Below are 17396 nucleotides of genomic sequence, written 5' to 3'. Positions count from 1 at the left end.
TAAAATCCTCGCAAAGCCGTAGAAATCAGCTTTGCGAGGATTTTTAAGTAGTTTATTTTGAAAGTGAAAAAGGGAGCTCGTTTGAGTGATACGTTCGTGGATTTGGAACGATTCCCAGATGGAAATCAATGGTTCCGCCAGCCAACAACTCATTGTGTGTGAAGTAGAGCGCTTTGTGAATCTCTTGGTTTCGCTTGATTTCGTGAATAAATTGTTGCTGAGGTAAATTTGGTGTTGCTTCGATCACTAGCTCTTTTCCGTTTGAAAGGCTGATCTTTGCGTGTTTCACCAAAGGCATTCCAATCACGTATTCTCCACTACCGGGGGTGACAGGATAAAAACCAAGGCTGTTAAAAATGTACCAACCAGCCATGCTGCCGTTGTCTTCATCTCCCGGATAGCCTTTAATTCCTGAATGAAAAGTTTCTTGCATCAATTGTTTCAGTAAAGGCTGGGCCATCTCGGGTTTGCCAATGTAGCTGAAAAGAAATGGATAATGGAAACTTGGTTGATTGGAAATTGCCAATTGACCAAATTCTAAAGCGGCCATTTCACTCATTTCATGAATCTCAAATCCGTAGCCATCGACGTCAAAAGAGGGAGGTTGATTACATAGATCAATCAGTTTTTGTTGGAAGGCAGTGTCTCCTCCAGATAACTTGATTAAGCCAGCAAAATCCTGATAAACGGCAAAGCTGCTTTGCCATGCACTTCCTTCCGCGTAATCGCCACCCCAGCGAACAGAATTGAAATGGCTTCGGAAATTTCCTTCTCGATCCTTTGCTCTCATTAATCCTACGTGCTCATCAAATAATTGGCGATAGTTGCCGGCTTGTTGTCGATAGTGAGCAACGGTTTCCGCTTGATTTAATGTGTCTGCAACTTGAGAAATACAAAAATCACTATACGCATAATCAAGCGTATGATTGACTGACTCGTGATAATCACTGGGAACGTAGCCGTATGTCAGATAATCCTTTGTTCCTTGTCGACCATAGTTGTCTTTTTCACTTTGGATGGTCGCTCCTTTAATCATGGCTTTTAAAAATTCAGGCATTAAATCAGGACGAATTTCCTTGACAGCTGCATCAGCGATCACAGCATCTACTAATGTTCCCGGCATCAAGCCTCGTTCATCAGGAGAAAGCCATTTTGGTAAAAAGCCGGATTCGTAGTAGCTGTTTAAAAAACCTTCCAACATCTCCTCATATTTTTCTTTAGCAATCAATGAATATAGCGGGTAAACCGTTTTGTAGGTATCCCAGAATCCATTATTTGTATATAAAACACCGGGGCGAACCTGTTTATGCAAAGTATCATAATGGATTTTCTCTTTTTTCTCATTAAGTTCATAGAAGGTCTGCGGAAAAAGAAAGACACGATAAAGATTATGATAAAAAGTTTTTGTTTGTTCATAGTCGTGGTGCTCCACTTGGATTTTATCCAAATAGTGCTGCCATTGGGATTGACTGGCTTGAAGATAGTCTTGAAGCGTTTGTTCTTGTTCCCGTTGCAAGTTAAGCAATGCTTGCTCTTGACTAATAAAGGAAGTACCAAAACGCAAAACTTGTTTTGAGCAATTACCAAAAGATAGCAATACGTGACCATCTGTTCCTGATTGCATTTCAAAAGCTTCTATCATAGGGTGTTCAAATTGTAAAATTCCATAAAAAGTGAAATGGTCATCTTCACACCCGCTGAAATTAATCAGTTGAAAAGCCAAATGTTTTTCATCGAGGGCTTTGATTTGATAGGTACCTGGCAGGGAAAGAAAGAGACCGTTTTCTTTTTTTTGATACGTAATTTCTAAAATTCCTCCATACATGCTGGGAATTAGTTTTGAGGTAATTTGATAACGTAATTGTTCCATCGCTAAATGGGTGGGACTGAAGTGGCTTTCTTCTGGACGATACGAACTTTGCACGTGAAAAGGGGATACTTGTTCAAAATGTCCACTGACTGGTGTTATCAGGAGGGAACTGAAATCCCCCATCCAAGGACTGGGTTGATGTGTTAAGCGATAACCTTGAAAAACCCGGTCTTCCGGATGAAACCACCAGCTGCCTTTTTGATCAGTGGTTTGAGGGGCAAAATAGTTCATACCAAAAGGAACACCAGTATAAGGTAAACAATTTCCGTTAGAAAAGCTATGTTGATTGGCGGTTCCGTGACGTGTGTCAATTTTTTCTATGTTCATTGAGACTTCTCCTTAGTGGTTTCTTTTGTTGAAGCACGTTTAATTAAATGCACAGGAACATTGTGATCCTGTGACAATTCTCCTTTTTCGATCCAGTTAATCAGAAAGGTTCCCGCTGTTTGTCCCAATGTCCGAAAATCTTGTACAACGGTCGTTAATGGAGGATCAACAAGCGCAGCCGCTTGAATATCATCAAAGCCGATGACAGAGAAATCTTTAGGAACCTGTTGCTGATGTTGCTTGATGATCCGCATGGCCTCTATAGCAACTAAATCATTTTCACACACCAAGCCAGTAATGTTGTGCAGCTGAAGATAGTGCCAGAGATTTTTAGTTGTCGCAAGTGGATCATCTAAAGAAGTGTGAAAAGTGATTCCAGCTTGATTGATGGCTTGAATATAGCCTAGATAACGTTGACGAACAGATTGTGGATGGACTTGATTCCCAAAAAGATAAGCTATTTTTTGATGTCCTGACTGGATCAAAAATTCAGTTGCCAGTTTACCTCCAGACCGATTGTCCGATAAAACAGTGGGAAAGGGCAGGTCATAAATTTTTTTATCAAGAATAACTACAGGGAAATTTTTCAGGGATAATTCGAAAAGAATATCTAGATGCTGTTCGGTGTCTAAAGCATAATAAATCAATCCGTCAAATTCTTTTTGAATATCGTCAGCATTTTTTTGTGTCAGAAAATCAGAGGTTGTCAGTAACACATCATATTTTTTCTTCTGTAAAAATGGTGTCAGACCTTCATTGAAATTTCCAACAGACAAATCATTGACAAAAGGCAAAAGAAATAAGATACGATGGGTAGTAACTTTTTTTTCTGCTTGATTCGTAGCTTTTACAAAACTGCCTTTGCCTCGAAGACGATAGATCAATCCTGCTTGTTCTAATTCAGTCAGTGCACGTTTTGAGGTGATACGACTAACTTGATATTTTTCTGAAAGTTCCTTTTCAGTAGGTAGTTGTGCGCCGGCAGGAAAAGTTCCTTTTTTTATGTCTTTAACAAGATCTTGTAAAATTGTTTTGTATAGTGGTTCCTTCATGATAGCCTCCTCTCTTAAATGATATATCATATTTTGATAATACCATATTTTTCAAAAATGTAAATGTTCTTTTTTTCTCTGAAAGCGTAGACAACGGGAGAGCGAAGAGGTATACTTACGGAGTAATGATATATCAAATATTGGAGGAAACAAATAAATGGTTTATAAAGATATACCAAAATCAGTTGAGAACTTTATGGAAATGATCACTGAAAAATGCGGCACGGACCATCGTGGATGGGCAGAGAATTTTAATGCGGCATTTGCAAACACCCTCTTAACAACTGTCAAACGACAAACAGATGGTACGACTTTTCTTTTGACAGGAGATATTCCAGCAATGTGGTTGCGCGATTCCACGGCGCAGGTTAGACCCTACCTGGTTGTTGCAAAAGAAGACGAAGATTTAGCAGCAATGATTTCAGGACTTGTAAAGAAACAATTTTTCTATATCAATATTGACCCTTATGCGAATGCTTTTAACGAAACAGCCAATGGTGCAGGGCATCAAACCGATCATACTGAGATGAATGATTGGATCTGGGAACGAAAATATGAAATCGATTCTCTTTGTTATCCCGTTCAGCTGGCTTATCTGTTATACAAAAATACTGGACGAACCGATCAATTTAACGAAAATTTTGTTTCTGGGGTAAATAAAATCTTAGAGGTTTTTGCAACAGAACAAAACCATGCAGAGTCACCTTATACCTTTGTTCGTGACACGGATCGTAAAGAAGACACTTTGATCAATGAAGGCCGCGGTGCAAAAGTCGCTCCTGTTGGGTTAACGTGGTCAGGCTTCCGTCCAAGTGATGATGCTTGCGCTTATGGCTATTTAATTCCATCAAATATGTTTGCAGTAGTAGTTTTAGGTTATCTGGAAGAAATTTTTTCAACTATTTTAAAGGATCCAGCGATTGTTCAAAAAGCAGGAGTATTGAAAAAAGATATTCAAAAAGGGATTGAAGAATTTGGACGTACAAAAAATCAAGCTGGTGAAGATATTTACGCCTATGAAGTAGATGGAAAAGGAAACGCTACTTTAATGGATGACAGTAATGTTCCTAATTTGATCGCTGCGCCTTACTTGGGGTATGGCGAAATGAATGATCCGCGTTATTTACGTACGAGAAATACATTGTTAAGTAAAGAAAACCCGTATTATTATGAAGGAAAGTTTGCCAAAGGAATCGGTTCTTCTCATACACCGGAAAACTATGTTTGGCCAATTGCACTAGCAATGGAAGGGATGACAACAAACAGCAAATCAGAAAAAGAACGCATCTTAAACCAATTAGTGGCAACAGATGCCGGAACACATTTGATGCATGAAGGTTTTCATGTGGATGATCCCGATCAATACACTCGGGAATGGTTCTCTTGGGCAAATATGATGTTTTGCGAATTAGTGATGGATTATTTTGATATCCGTGTAGAAAAATAGGAGGAGTTCTCAATGAAAAAAGTTCATATTATCTCTCATAGCCATTGGGATCGTGAATGGTATATGGCTTATGAGCAACACCATATGCGGTTAGTGACCCTAATGGATGATTTGTTGGAGTTATTTGAAAAAGATCCTGAATTTAACAGTTTCCATTTAGATGGACAAACGATTATTTTAGATGATTACCTTCAAGTCCGTCCTGAAAAACGAGAAGCAGTACAAAAAGCAATTCATGCGGGGAAATTACAGATTGGCCCTTTTTATATTTTACAAGATGATTTTTTGACCAGTTCAGAATCAAATACCAGAAATATGTTGATTGGCATGGCAGAAAGTAAAAAGTGGGGCACACCGGTCATGCTGGGCTACTTCCCGGATACTTTTGGTAATATGGGGCAAACGCCACAAATGATGTTACAGGCAAATTTAAAAAGTGCGGCATTTGGTCGGGGAGTAAAACCAATCGGCTTTGATAATGAAGTTTTGCCAGATGATAACTATACCTCTCAATATTCAGAGATGAATTGGGAGGGACCGGATGGGAGTGAAATTTTTGGATTGCTCTTCGCTAATTGGTATAGCAATGGAAATGAAATCCCAACTGATCTAGAGGAAGCAAAAATCTTTTGGAAACAAAAATTGGCAGATGTTGAAAAATATGGCTCAACGAATCATTATTTAATGATGAACGGAGTGGATCATCAGCCAGTACAGAAGGATGTTACTGCGGCAATTCGACTTGCAAATGAATTGTTCCCAGACTATGAATTTGTTCATTCTAGCTTTACAGAATATTTAGAAGCAGTTCAAGGCGATTTGCCAGAGGATCTGGGAACTGTTCATGGCGAACTGACCAGTCAGGAAACAGATGGTTGGTATACCTTAGCAAATACTGCTTCTGCTCGTGTATATTTGAAACAATGGAACACTCGGGTATCTCGTCAATTAGAAAATATTGCCGAACCTTTAGCAACGATGGCTTATGATGTGACGAAAAATTATCCTCACGATCAATTAACTTATGCTTGGAAGACTTTGATGCAAAATCACCCTCATGACAGTATTTGCGGCTGTTCTGTTGATGAAGTTCATCGAGAAATGATGCCTCGTTTTGAAAAGGCAAATGAAGTTGGGAAATTTGTGGCAGAGGAAGCGGCAGCAACATTGATTCAAGCCATTGATACGACTCAATTTCCTAAAAACAGCAAACCGTTTGTCGTATTCAATACAAACGGCACAATTAAAAGCGGTACCGCTGAAATTGAAGTGGAACTTGAGCGGAAAACATTTAAAGAAGGCGTTCCTCACCGTTTATTTGAATCATTAAAAAATCAGCCAGCTGGTATGTATCGAATCATCAATGCTGCAGGTGAAGAAATGAAGGCCGCAATTAGTGAGCCCAAAGTTCGCTTTAATTACGAGTTGCCAAAAGAAGCATTTCGAATTCCTTATATGGAAAGTTATGTTATCGTAACACTGGAAGTAGAGAAAATGGCTGGATTTTCATGGGAAACATTTGCATTAATTGAAGAAAAAAGTGCGATTGTTCCAAATTCCTTGGTACACGAAAATGGCCGCGTTTTGGAAAATCAATTTGTAAAAGCGACGATTGAAGAAAATGGTTCTTTGACTTTAACAGACAAAGCTACCGGTAAAACGTTGAAAAATCTCTTGGTTTTTGAAGATGTAGGGGATGTTGGAAATGAATACATCTTTAAGCAACCAGTCAATGATCGGGCGATTTTATCCAAAGAGTTTCCTCATACTGTAGAAATTATTGAAAACAATGGTGTTATTGGAAAGGTTCTTTTAACACAAAGTATGTTGGTACCGGAAGCGGCAGACGAACGGTTGACGGAGGAACAACAAGCAGTCATTGAATTTCGTTATCGAAAAGCGCAACGTTCTAAAAAAATGATTCCAATGACTCTAAAAACAATTATCACTATCAATGATGTGACCCGTGACGTTTCATTTGAAACATCAATGAACAATCAAGCGAAAGATCATCGGTTACGAGCACTGTTCCCAACAACCCTAGCCGTTGAAACCCATGAAGCAGATAGCATTTACGAAGCTGTCACTCGACCAAATACCGTTTCAACTCATTGGGAAAATCCAACGAATCCACAACATCAGCACGCATTTGTCAACTTGCACGGTGATACCTTTGGTGTGACGGTATCCAACTTTGGATTAAATGAATATGAAATTGTCGAAGATACGATTGCGCTGACTTTATTACGAAGTGTAGGAGAATTAGGCGATTGGGGCTATTTTCCAACACCGGAAGCGCAATGCTTGGGTGAGCACACATTTGTCTTTGGTATTGAAATTCATGGGGCACCTGAGGAACGTTTTGCAACATATCAACGTGCACACAGCAATCAGGTACCATTTACAGGTAAACAAACCAGTATTCATACCGGAACTTTGGAAAATAAAAAGCACTACTTAAGTATCAAAGGTTCAACTTTTGCAGTCACTGCTTTAAAACGCCGAGAAAGTGATGCGAAATTGATTGTTCGGGGGTATAATCTAAGCAATGAAGCAACTGAACTGATGGTTACAAAAGAAAATCAAACCAACAGTGAACTGCTGAATTTATTAGAAGAACCAATCGGAACGGTTTCAAAAGAATTGCGACCTTATGAAATCCGCACGATTGGAATCGAGGAGGAGTAACATGTATTTTGGTGGTATCGAAGCCGGCGGAACAAAATTTGTTTGCGCAGTAGCTGATGAAAATCAAAAAATAATTGAAAAAGTCAGCATTCCAACAACAACACCAGAGGAGACCTTTGAGCAAGTTTTTCATTTTTTTGATCACTATTCATTAGAAGCAATGGGAATTGGGTCATTTGGACCAATTGGAATCGATGAATCAAAAGAAAATTATGGTTTTGTTTTAGCAACGCCGAAAAAAGGCTGGGCAAATTATGATTTTCTGGGAACGATGAAAAAAAGATACGACATTCCTTTTGCATGGACAACGGACGTGAATGCAGCAGCTTTTGGTGAGTTGAAGCAAGGAGCCGCGCAAGGAAAAGACAGTTGTATTTATCTAACCGTTGGTACCGGGATTGGTGCGGGTGTTGTTTTGAATGGCGAGATTTTTCAAGGGATTGCCCATCCCGAAATGGGGCATATCCGAATCAAACGTCATCCACAAGATGATTATGAAGGAACCTGCCCTTACCACAAAGATTGTCTTGAAGGGTTGGCTGCCGGACCTTCCTTGGAAGCTCGAACAGGAATCAAAGGACAAGATTTGCCAAAAGATCATCCGGTTTGGGATATTCAAGCCTACTATATTGCCCAAGCTTTGATGAACTATGCATTGACACTGGCTCCTGAGGTCATCATTTTGGGTGGAGGTGTAATGAACCAAGACCATCTTTTGCAAAATATCCGTCGACAATTTGTTGAGCAAATGGCTGGTTATATGGAAACACCGGCACCAGAAGAATACATCGTGCGTTGGGGTATGCCAAATGAAAGTGGAATTATTGGTAGCTTGCTGTTGGCGAAGGAAGCAATGAAAAAATAAATTACGCTACAAATTGAAAAGAAGTCCTTGATAACGGGGCTTCTTTTTTTTCTTTTTTCTTGGAGAAAAAATTCTTCGTTCTTTTCATGTTCATCTTGGAAGAGGTTAAGGAAAAACATTGACTTATAATTTAACAGGTAGTATATTGGATGTGTGGTTACTACCAGTTGGTGTGGAGGGAAAAAGGGAGTGAGTGATTAAGTGATTTGTTGGTACAAAGCAAATTTGTTTGCTATTATAAAAATAAAACTGCAAACTAACAGATATAATGGTGCTGAATAGGTTGTAGTAACCAGAAAAGGTGAAAAACATGGCAAACAAAATAAAAAAGCAACCACTCTATGATCAATTGGTGGAATTATTAAAAGAAAAAATTGAAAATGAACTTGAATCCCACACCATGCTTCCTTCAGAAAGAGAATTATCTGAAATTTATGGATTAAGCCGTACAACGGTGCGGCTTGCCTTGCAGGAATTAGAAAACCTTGGATTTATCTATCGACAGCATGGAAAAGGAACTTTTGTATCAGATTTGAAGGATACAGCGTTGAATTTGGTTGGTTCTTATAGTTTTACGGAACAAATGAAGTCGTTAGGGAAAATTCCAAAATCTGAAGTTCTGTTGTTTGAAAAAATTGAAGCCAATAAGTATTTGGCTCAGCAAATGAATCTACGTTTGGGAGTAAAATTGATCAAATTGAAGCGATTGCGTATTGCGGATGAATTACCAATGATGTTGGAAAGGACATATCTACCCTTTAACCATTTTCTGACATTGACCAAGAAACAATTAGAAGAGAAAGCGATGTACGATATTTTTAAAGAAGATTTTCAGGAAACAATAAAATTAGCGGAAGAAGAATTTTATGCGAGTATTGTTCGGGCGAAGGACACAGAATTATTAGCCATTCGTGAAGGGGCACCAGTCCTACACTTGATGAGAAAAACATATAATATGAAGAATGAAATCATTGAGTATACGGAAAGTATCGCACGTGCGGATCAGTTTCGTTATAAAATCGTTCATACCCGCTTTTAATAGTGGAGGTATAACTATGTTTAAACTTTCTAAAGCTGAATTGGAAAAACAAGGTGCAGCAATTACAACTGCAGAAATTATGCAACAACCCGATTTATGGATAGAAACGCAGCAAATCTACCATCAGATAAAAGAAAAAATTGATAGTTTTTTAGCTATTGCTTCTCAAGAAGCTTCTGGAAGAATTCGAGTGATTTTTACTGGTGCTGGAACTTCTCAATATGTTGGCGATACACTGAGACCATTCTTGAATCAAAATGGGGATCACACTCGTTTTGATTTCGTGAGTATTGGAACAACGGATATTGTGGCAGCACCATTAGACTATTTACAACCAGATGATTGGACGATCCTAGTATCTTTTGCTCGCAGTGGGAATTCTCCTGAAAGTTTAGCTGCGGTTAAAATTGCGAATCAAGTGGTTACTCACATTCGCCATATCACTATTACTTGTGCATCGGAGGGAAAATTAGCTCAGCAGTCAAAAAACGATCCCAATAATTTATTACTGTTGATGCCTAGTGGAGCGAATGATCAAGGATTTGCAATGACTGGTAGTTTTTCTTGTATGTTATTGATGGCACTTTTGGTGTTCGATAAAAATCACCAAAAAGAACAATTCATTGATGAAATGGCTGTATTAGGAAGAGAGGTCATTGAAAGGGAATCGGAAATCCAGAAAATAATTGCATTGGATTACCAACGGATTGTGTATCTTGGGTCAGGCGTATTTTCAGGCTTGACAAGGGAAGCTTCGTTGAAGGTCTTAGAACTGACTGCTGGAAAAACGGCGACAGTTTTTGATTCTTCTATGGGTTTTCGTCATGGTCCTAAATCTTTTGTAGATAATAAAACATTGGTTTTTGGTTTCCTTAGCAATACAGCTTACACCCGGCAATACGATTCTGATATTTTAGAAGAAATAGCTGGAGATAAAATCGCACTACCAGTGGTAGCAATTGGTCAAAGGAACGACAAACGAGTATTCCCAGGTACAAATTTTCTTTTTAATACAGTGAGTGATCCCTTACCAGATGGTTATGCAGCACTACCGTTTTTGATGGTGGCACAAACTGTAGCTTTACTGTCTTCTGTTAAAATCGGCAACAGGCCGGATACTCCTTCGCCAACAGGCACTGTCAACCGTGTAGTTAAGGGGGTAACAATCCACCCATACGAATAAATAAAGTCATTTAAAAATAGACCAAAAGTGTAGACCGAGTAGTCATTTCTATGATAGGTCATAAATAATATTTGAGGTGAATGATGTGTTAGAAATAAGTAAAAGCAAAAAGAATATGATGAATCAGCTGTCTACAAAGGATGGTGTTATTGCTGCGTTGGCCATTGATCAACGAGGTGCATTAAAAAAAATGTTTGCTGCATTGGGTAAGACGGCAGAAGCAAAAGATATTGAAGAGTTGAAGGTTCTGGTTTCTAAAGAGTTAACTAAGTACTCTTCTTCTATTTTATTGGATCCTGAATACGGACTACCCGCAGCTGATGCGCGGGCTAAGACAGCAGGATTATTGTTTGCTTATGAAAAAACTGGCTACGATACAACGACTCCGGGAAGATTGCCCGATTTATTGCAGGAATGGTCGGTGGAACGTCTTAAAGCCAGAGGAGCAGATGCAATTAAATTTTTACTGTATTACGATGTGGATGAAGGTTCTGAAATCAATGATCAAAAACATATTTTTATTGAACGTTTAGGAAGTGAATGTGCTGGAGAAGATATGCCATTTTATCTTGAATTAGTTTCCTATGATGCCAATATTTCTGATGTGAATAGTCGTGAATATGCAGTTGTGAAACCCCGCAAAGTAATTGAAATGATGAAAGAATTCTCCAAACCCAAATATAAAGTTGATGTTTTAAAAGTTGAAGTACCGGTCAATATGCGTTTTGTTGAGGGGTTCGCCGAAGAAGAAGCCGTCTATACTCAAGAAGCCGCACAGACCTTTTTCAAAGAACAAAGTGAGGCGACGACTCTGCCATTTATTTTCTTATCTGGCGGCGTTTCAGCAAAGCTGTTTCAAGAAACTTTATTGCTTGCTAAAGAAGCTGGCTCTGAATTTAACGGAGTGTTGTGTGGGCGAGCAACTTGGAAAGGTGTTGTCGAACCATTTGTAAAAGAAGGGCCTGAGGCTGCAGCGAAGTGGTTGGCAACAGAAGGACGTCAAAATATTGAAGCATTAAATGAGATTCTCAATACAACCGCTTCTACTTGGCATTCAAAAGTAGAAGTTAAAAAATTGGATCCAGTAGTTTCAGCCTAGTAAAAAATAATCCCAGAAGATTAACTGCAAAACTAATCTTCTGGGATTATTTTGTTCCTCCCAATTGTTTCTGAAACTGCATTGGAGAGATTCCCACACTGGATTTAAAAACGTGATGGAATGTTTTGACGCTGGCAAAGCCAGATTTTGTTGCGACCTCAGTCATTGGCAGTTCTTCTGTACCTAAAATATATTTTGCTTGATTGATGCGATATTCCGTTAAATATTGGGTAAAGGAAAAGCCAACATTTTTTTTAAAAAAGCGAGAAAAATAACTAGGACTGAATCCTAAATGGGAAGAAATATCCTCCAAAGAAAGGGGATCGAGATAGTGTTGTTCAACATATTCAAAAATGGTATTCAAATAGGTCAAAGTCTCTTTATTTTTTAGTGCTTTTTGGGTGGCGCGCTTCGCATCTTGAACAGGTTTTACGGGTAACCGATAAAACAGACTGACAATTTGATACAATGCCCCCATAATTGTATATTGTTTTCCCTCGTTTTCTGTCTCATTTTCTTCATAGATCGAAAGTAACAATTTTTTTAGTTGTTTTTCACTGTTCTCTGGCCAAAAACGGCTGTGATTGACTGCTGTATCGAAAAGTTCAAATAGTGTTCGATCCTTTTGCTGGAGGTTTTCATTTTCATGAAAAAGCTTTAACTCAAACTGATACACGATTCTTTGGCTATCAGGGGAAGCCAGAAAAAAATGCGGTTCACCACTTGGAAAAAAATAAATTTCCCCCTCTTCCAATTGAATGATCTCCTCATAAACGCCTAAATTTACCCGCCCCTTAAGACAGTAAATAATTTCAATTTCTTTGTGCCAGTGAGGATAGGTGATGTCCCATCCATGACTGATAAAGCTCCGAAAGGGAAAGAGTCCGTTTAATTTAGGAATTTCCAAATATTGGCTCATAGTTTTCCTCCAAACATGGTTTGTTTCTTTTGTTCTATTGTACCTGAAAAAAAGTAAATTAGGACAAAAATCGGGAATTTTTTACAAGAAAAATGGGAAGAATTCTTTTATTCAGTTCGTTATACTTAGATAAAATAAAACGGTTACAGGAGGAAATGAATGAAACTAAAAATTGGAATTATTGGCTGCGGCGGTATCGCTAACGGGAAACATATGCCGGCATTATCAAAAGTTGCCGAAGTAGAAATGGTGGCTTTTTGTGATTTGATTGAGGAACGCGCAGAAGCGGCACAGGAAAAATTTGGGAAAAATAAGGGACATATTTATACAGATTACCGAGAAATGCTCAAAAAAGAAAAGTTGGATGTTGTTCACGTTTGTACGCCAAATGCGACACATGCTGAACTTTCAATTGCAGCAATGGAAGCAGATTGTCATGTCATGTGTGAAAAACCAATGGCAAAAACTTCTGCTGAAGCCAAACAGATGATTGCTGCTGCTGAACGAACAGGGAAAAAATTAACGATTGGTTACCAAAATCGTTTCCGGACTGATTCGACTTATCTCCATAATGTTTGTCGAGAAGATGGACTTGGAGAAATCTATTTTGGAAAAGCCCATGCCATTCGTCGCCGGGCAGTACCGACTTGGGGTGTCTTTCTTGATGAGGAAGCTCAGGGAGGAGGTCCATTGATTGATATCGGTACCCACGCATTGGATTTGACTCTTTGGATGATGGATAATTATCAGCCAAAATTGGTTGTTGGAAAAGCTTATCATGAATTGTCGAAAACTGAAAATGCGGCAAATGCTTGGGGTCCATGGAATCCCGAGAAATTTACAGTCGAAGATTCTGCCTTTGGCTTTATTACGATGGAAAACGGTGCGACGATTTTCTTGGAATCCAGCTGGGCATTGAACAGTTTGGATGTAAAGGAAGCAAAAACAACTCTTTGTGGAACCAAAGCTGGTGCAGATATGAATAATGGTCTGACAATTAATGGAGAAGATCACAGTTTGTTATATGCAAAAGAGATTGAACTGGAAACTGGTGGGGTTGATTTTTATGAAGGTGCGGATGAAACACCTGAGATTCGAGAAGCTAAAAGCTGGATTAACGCGATTCTAACTGACACAGAACCAGTCGTTAAACCACAAGAGGCTTTTGTAGTCACACAGATTTTAGAAGCGATTTACGAGTCTTCGAAAACTGGCGCACCGGTTTATTTATAGGAGAAGAAAATGAAACCTAAAATTGCTTTGCAATTATGGAGTGTCAAGGAAGCTTGCGAAGCCGATTTCTATGGCACCCTAAAACAACTGAAAGAAGCTGGCTATGATGGTGTCGAATTTGCTGGTTATCACGGAAAAACAGCAGAAGAAATCAAAAACTGGCTGACAGAACTGAAACTGGAAGTAGCTGCTTCTCATATTTCGTTTGAAGAGCTGAAAAATGATTTACCAGCGGTTATCGCTTTTGAAAAAGCGATTGGTAATTCACAAGTAGTTTGTCCATGGCTGCATTTTGAAACCTTTGAAGACTGGCAGCAAGCAGCGAGTGACTTACAACAGATAGATACAAAGTTGAAAGCAGCTGGATTGCACTTTGCTTACCACAATCATGCTCATGAGTTTTCTGAAATTCCAGACACAGATATTCTCGATTATTTGTCGCAAACAGTGAAATTAGAAGTTGATCTTTATTGGTTGGCTTATGCTGGGATCGATGTAGCTGCTTGGCTTAAACAGCATCAATCGAAAATAGCCTTGCTGCATATTAAAGATATGCAGAGGGAGCCTAAAGAAAGTACGGAAATTGGTCGGGGTTTGCTACCAATCAAGGATTATTTGGAATTTGCCAAAGTACAAGCAATGCCTTGGCTAATCATTGAGCAGGAAGCCTTTCAAAAGTTTTCACCGATGGAAGCTGCTGTAATGAATCAGCATAATTTGAAAAAAATAATAGAGGAAGTGTTTTAATGATTCGCGTAACGATTTGGAATGAATTTCGTCATGAAAAAACGGATGAAGCAGTTCAACAAATGTATCCTAAAGGTATTCACGGTCAGTTGGCGGAATTATTGGCAACAGATGACTTCACGATTCGCACTGCTACTTTGGATGAGCCAGAACATGGCTTGACTGAGGAAGTTTTAGCTCAGACAGATGTGTTAGTGTGGTGGGGGCATCAAGCACATGATGAGGTACAAGATGTCATTATCGAACGGGTCCAACAGCGGGTATTGCAAGGAATGGGCTTGATTGTGTTGCACTCCGGTCATTTCTCAAAAATTTTCAAAAAATTAATGGGAACTTCCTGTGATTTAAAATGGCGGGAAGATCAGAAACATTGCCGCATTTGGAATGTAAAACCAGGACATCCGATTACAGAAGGTATCGGTGATTATTTTGAATTGGAACAAGAAGAAATGTACGGAGAACACTTCGATATTCCTGCTCCCGATGAACTGATTTTTATCAGCTGGTTTCCTGGCGGAGAAGTTTTTCGCAGTGGGTGTACTTATCAACGGGGCAATGGTCGTATTTTCTATTTTCAACCAGGGCATGAAACCTATCCAAGTTATTACAACAAAAATGTGCAAAAAGTCCTTAAAAATGCGATTCACTGGTGTGCACCAATTCGGGCTGTTTACCCAACATACGGACATTATCAAGCATTGGAGGAAGAAAAATGAAATTAGGTGTATTTACGCCAGTTTTTAACAATTTGACGTTTGAAGAAATGATCACTGCTGCTGCAAATTACGGATTACAAACCGTTGAGATTGGAACAGGTGGCTCTCCCGGTAATGCCCATCTTGATATTGATCATCTTTTAGCATCTGGGGATGCACGTAAAGAATATTTAGCAAAATTAGCAGATAAGGGTTTGGAAATCTCTGCATTGAGTGCCCATCATAATCCGATTTCTCCACTTCCGGCAGTAGCGAAAGAAGCCGATGAATTATTACAAAAAACGATTAAACTTGCTTCGTTGATGAACGTACCCGTAGTCAACGGTTTTTCTGGGGTCTCTGGTGGAAACCCAACGGATACTCAAGTCAACTGGCCTGTTTTGCCTTGGCCAACTGAATACAACGATAATTATGAATACCAATGGGAACAAAAGTTGATTCCTTATTGGAAAACAATCAATCAGGTGGCAGAAAGTGCCGGAGTAAAAATCGGAATTGAATTACACGGCGGATTTTTGGCACATACGCCTTATACTATGTTGCGTTTGCGAGAAGCAACTGGAAAAGCGATAGGCTGTAATTTAGATCCTAGTCATTTATGGTGGCAGGGAATTGACCCGGTAGCAGCAATCAAGATACTGGGTGAAGCAAATGCAATCCATCATTTTCATGCGAAGGATACGTACTTGGACCAAGACAATATTAATATGCATGGATTGACAGATATGCAACCTTACAGCAATGTAAAAACACGGGCATGGACATTTCGTTCTGTAGGTTGTGGACATGATTTAAAAGTTTGGTCGGATATGATTTCAGCTTTGCGAATCTATGGGTATGATTATGTTTTAAGTATTGAGCATGAAGATCCAATTATGTCAGTAGACGAAGGATTGACACGAGCAGTCAAAAATCTAAAATCAGTAATGATCAAAGAGCAACCTTCGGAAATGTGGTGGGTGTAATGAACAAACCAATTCATTTTGCAATCATTGGCTACGGCGGGATGGGTTCCTATCATGTAAGTACGATTATGCCACAGGCAGAGCAACGAATTCAGGTGGTTGGAACCTATGATATTTCTGGTGAACGACAAGCATTTGCCAAACAGAACGGGTTGAGAAATTATGAAAGTTACGAAGCCGTTTTAACAGATCCAACGATTGAAGCCGTTCTGATTGCAACGCCAAACGACTGCCATAAAGAACTGGCTATTCAAGCAATGAAAGCGGGAAAACATGTAGTATGTGAAAAACCTGTTGCAATGAATACCCAAGAATTAGATGAGATTTTACAAGTTGCAAAAGAAACCCAACAAATTTTTATGGTACATCAAAATCGCCGATGGGACCCAGACTTTTTGATTATCCGCGAGTTGTATAAAAAGCAAACAATCGGAGAACTTTTTCAGATTGAATCTCGGGTGCAAGGAGCAAACGGTATTCCTGGTGACTGGCGTCATGTGAAAAAACATGGCGGGGGCATGTTGCTGGACTGGGGGGTTCATTTACTGGACCAATTGTTATGGTTGGTGGATAGTCCAATAAAATCAGTAGATATTGATTTCAGCTATATTCTTGGGGATGAAGTTGACGATGGTTTTATCAGTTATCTGATTTTTGAAAATGGTGTTCGTGCTTTGGTGGAAGTTGGCACGACGAACTATACAAAATTGCCACGTTGGTATGTGAAGGGAACAAATGGGACCGCTAAAATCGAGGATTGGGATCTTTCTGGAGAAATGGTCAGTGCCAGTCAAAAACAAAATGTGGCCGCACCGGCGCCTATTCAAGCGGGAGTTGGGCTGACCAAAACGATGGCGCCACCGTCTGAAGAAGCAACGATCCGATTACCATTTCCTGAACCTAAGACGGAATATCCTTCTTTTTATCAAAATTTCTATGAAGTTGTCAGAGAAGGTGCGGAGCCTGTGGTGAAAAATGATGAAGTCCGCAAGGTGATGCAGTTGATTGATGGGATGATGAGGAAATAAAAATAGTTGTATCTCTGTTTTGTTTGTTATGCTCCTATCATACGTAGACTAGAAAAAGATTTTTAAATCTACGTATGATGGGAGTTTTTAGTATATCCAAAGAGTAAAATTTAGTGTAGAAGAAAAAATATTTTCTATTAATCAGGTTCTTCAAGGAAAGAGCTCTAGAAAGGAAGAAATTAAAAGAATCGGAGTTTGCGAGATGGTTATAGGGGATT

The 17396-nt window shown here is 39.2% G+C and carries 14 protein-coding genes; 11 read left to right on the top strand and 3 right to left on the bottom strand.

The window, feature by feature from the left end:
- Positions 1-52: 52 nt before the first annotated feature.
- Entirely contained in the window at positions 53-2197 is a 2145-nt protein-coding gene (locus BAU16_RS05290; protein ID WP_161526642.1) for a GH92 family glycosyl hydrolase, read from the bottom strand.
- Entirely contained in the window at positions 2194-3249 is a 1056-nt protein-coding gene (locus tag BAU16_RS05285) for a GntR family transcriptional regulator (RefSeq protein ID WP_161526641.1), read from the bottom strand. Before BAU16_RS05285 ends, BAU16_RS05290 begins: the two co-directional genes overlap by 4 nt.
- A 157-nt stretch (positions 3250-3406) precedes the next feature.
- On the opposite strand from BAU16_RS05285, the gene BAU16_RS05280 reads away from it, so the two are divergent.
- From BAU16_RS05280 to lacD, 6 genes are all read left to right on the top strand, one after another.
- Positions 3407-4696 (top strand): glycoside hydrolase family 125 protein, encoded by a 1290-nt coding sequence (locus BAU16_RS05280; RefSeq protein ID WP_161526640.1) that lies wholly within the window; start codon positions 3407-3409, stop codon positions 4694-4696.
- 12 nt (positions 4697-4708) lie between these two features.
- Entirely contained in the window at positions 4709-7384 is a 2676-nt protein-coding gene (locus BAU16_RS05275; RefSeq protein ID WP_161526639.1) for an alpha-mannosidase, read from the top strand.
- Between the two features lies 1 nt (position 7385).
- On the top strand, positions 7386-8249 hold the full coding sequence (locus BAU16_RS05270) for an ROK family protein (RefSeq protein ID WP_048603656.1): 864 nt from the start codon (positions 7386-7388) through the stop codon (positions 8247-8249).
- Between the two features lie 310 nt (positions 8250-8559).
- Positions 8560-9288, top strand: a complete 729-nt coding sequence (locus BAU16_RS05265; protein WP_161526638.1) for a GntR family transcriptional regulator — start codon at positions 8560-8562, stop codon at positions 9286-9288.
- A 16-nt stretch (positions 9289-9304) separates the two neighbouring features.
- Complete coding sequence (locus BAU16_RS05260) at positions 9305-10471, top strand: SIS domain-containing protein (protein WP_048603658.1); 1167 nt, start codon at positions 9305-9307, stop codon at positions 10469-10471.
- Positions 10472-10556: 85 nt separating this feature from the next.
- Entirely contained in the window at positions 10557-11570 is a 1014-nt protein-coding gene (lacD, locus tag BAU16_RS05255) for a tagatose-bisphosphate aldolase (protein WP_161526637.1), read from the top strand.
- 46 nt (positions 11571-11616) lie between these two features.
- Here the strand turns inward: lacD and BAU16_RS05250 are convergent, their stop codons facing one another.
- The gene (locus BAU16_RS05250) at positions 11617-12489 is read right to left on the bottom strand and encodes an AraC family transcriptional regulator (protein WP_048603660.1); all 873 of its coding nucleotides are present in this window, start codon (positions 12487-12489) and stop codon (positions 11617-11619) included.
- Between the two features lie 159 nt (positions 12490-12648).
- Here BAU16_RS05250 and BAU16_RS05245 point away from each other — a divergent pair, with 159 nt between their 5' ends.
- Genes BAU16_RS05245 through BAU16_RS05225 form a run of 5 tightly spaced genes read left to right on the top strand, consistent with a single transcriptional unit; the run spans position 12649 to position 17178 of the window.
- Complete coding sequence (locus BAU16_RS05245; RefSeq protein WP_048603661.1) at positions 12649-13722, top strand: Gfo/Idh/MocA family protein; 1074 nt, start codon at positions 12649-12651, stop codon at positions 13720-13722.
- A 9-nt stretch (positions 13723-13731) separates the two neighbouring features.
- Positions 13732-14469: a sugar phosphate isomerase/epimerase family protein gene (locus tag BAU16_RS05240; protein WP_161526636.1), complete on the top strand. Its 738-nt coding sequence runs from the start codon at positions 13732-13734 to the stop codon at positions 14467-14469.
- Positions 14469-15185: a ThuA domain-containing protein gene (locus BAU16_RS05235; protein ID WP_161526635.1), complete on the top strand. Its 717-nt coding sequence runs from the start codon at positions 14469-14471 to the stop codon at positions 15183-15185. Before BAU16_RS05240 ends, BAU16_RS05235 begins: the two co-directional genes overlap by 1 nt.
- Entirely contained in the window at positions 15182-16150 is a 969-nt protein-coding gene (locus tag BAU16_RS05230; RefSeq protein ID WP_161526634.1) for a sugar phosphate isomerase/epimerase family protein, read from the top strand. The genes BAU16_RS05235 and BAU16_RS05230 overlap by 4 nt, the downstream gene beginning before the upstream one ends.
- Positions 16150-17178, top strand: coding sequence for a Gfo/Idh/MocA family protein (locus BAU16_RS05225; protein WP_161526633.1), 1029 nt, complete (start codon positions 16150-16152; stop codon positions 17176-17178). The genes BAU16_RS05230 and BAU16_RS05225 overlap by 1 nt, the downstream gene beginning before the upstream one ends.
- Positions 17179-17396: the final 218 nt, after the last annotated feature.

The sequence above is a fragment of the Enterococcus sp. JM9B genome (assembly GCF_009933265.1).
GTDB lineage: Bacteria > Bacillota > Bacilli > Lactobacillales > Enterococcaceae > Enterococcus_C > Enterococcus_C songbeiensis.
Note: the sequence above shows the minus strand (reverse complement) of the source record. Positions and strands in the feature narration are given on the sequence as shown.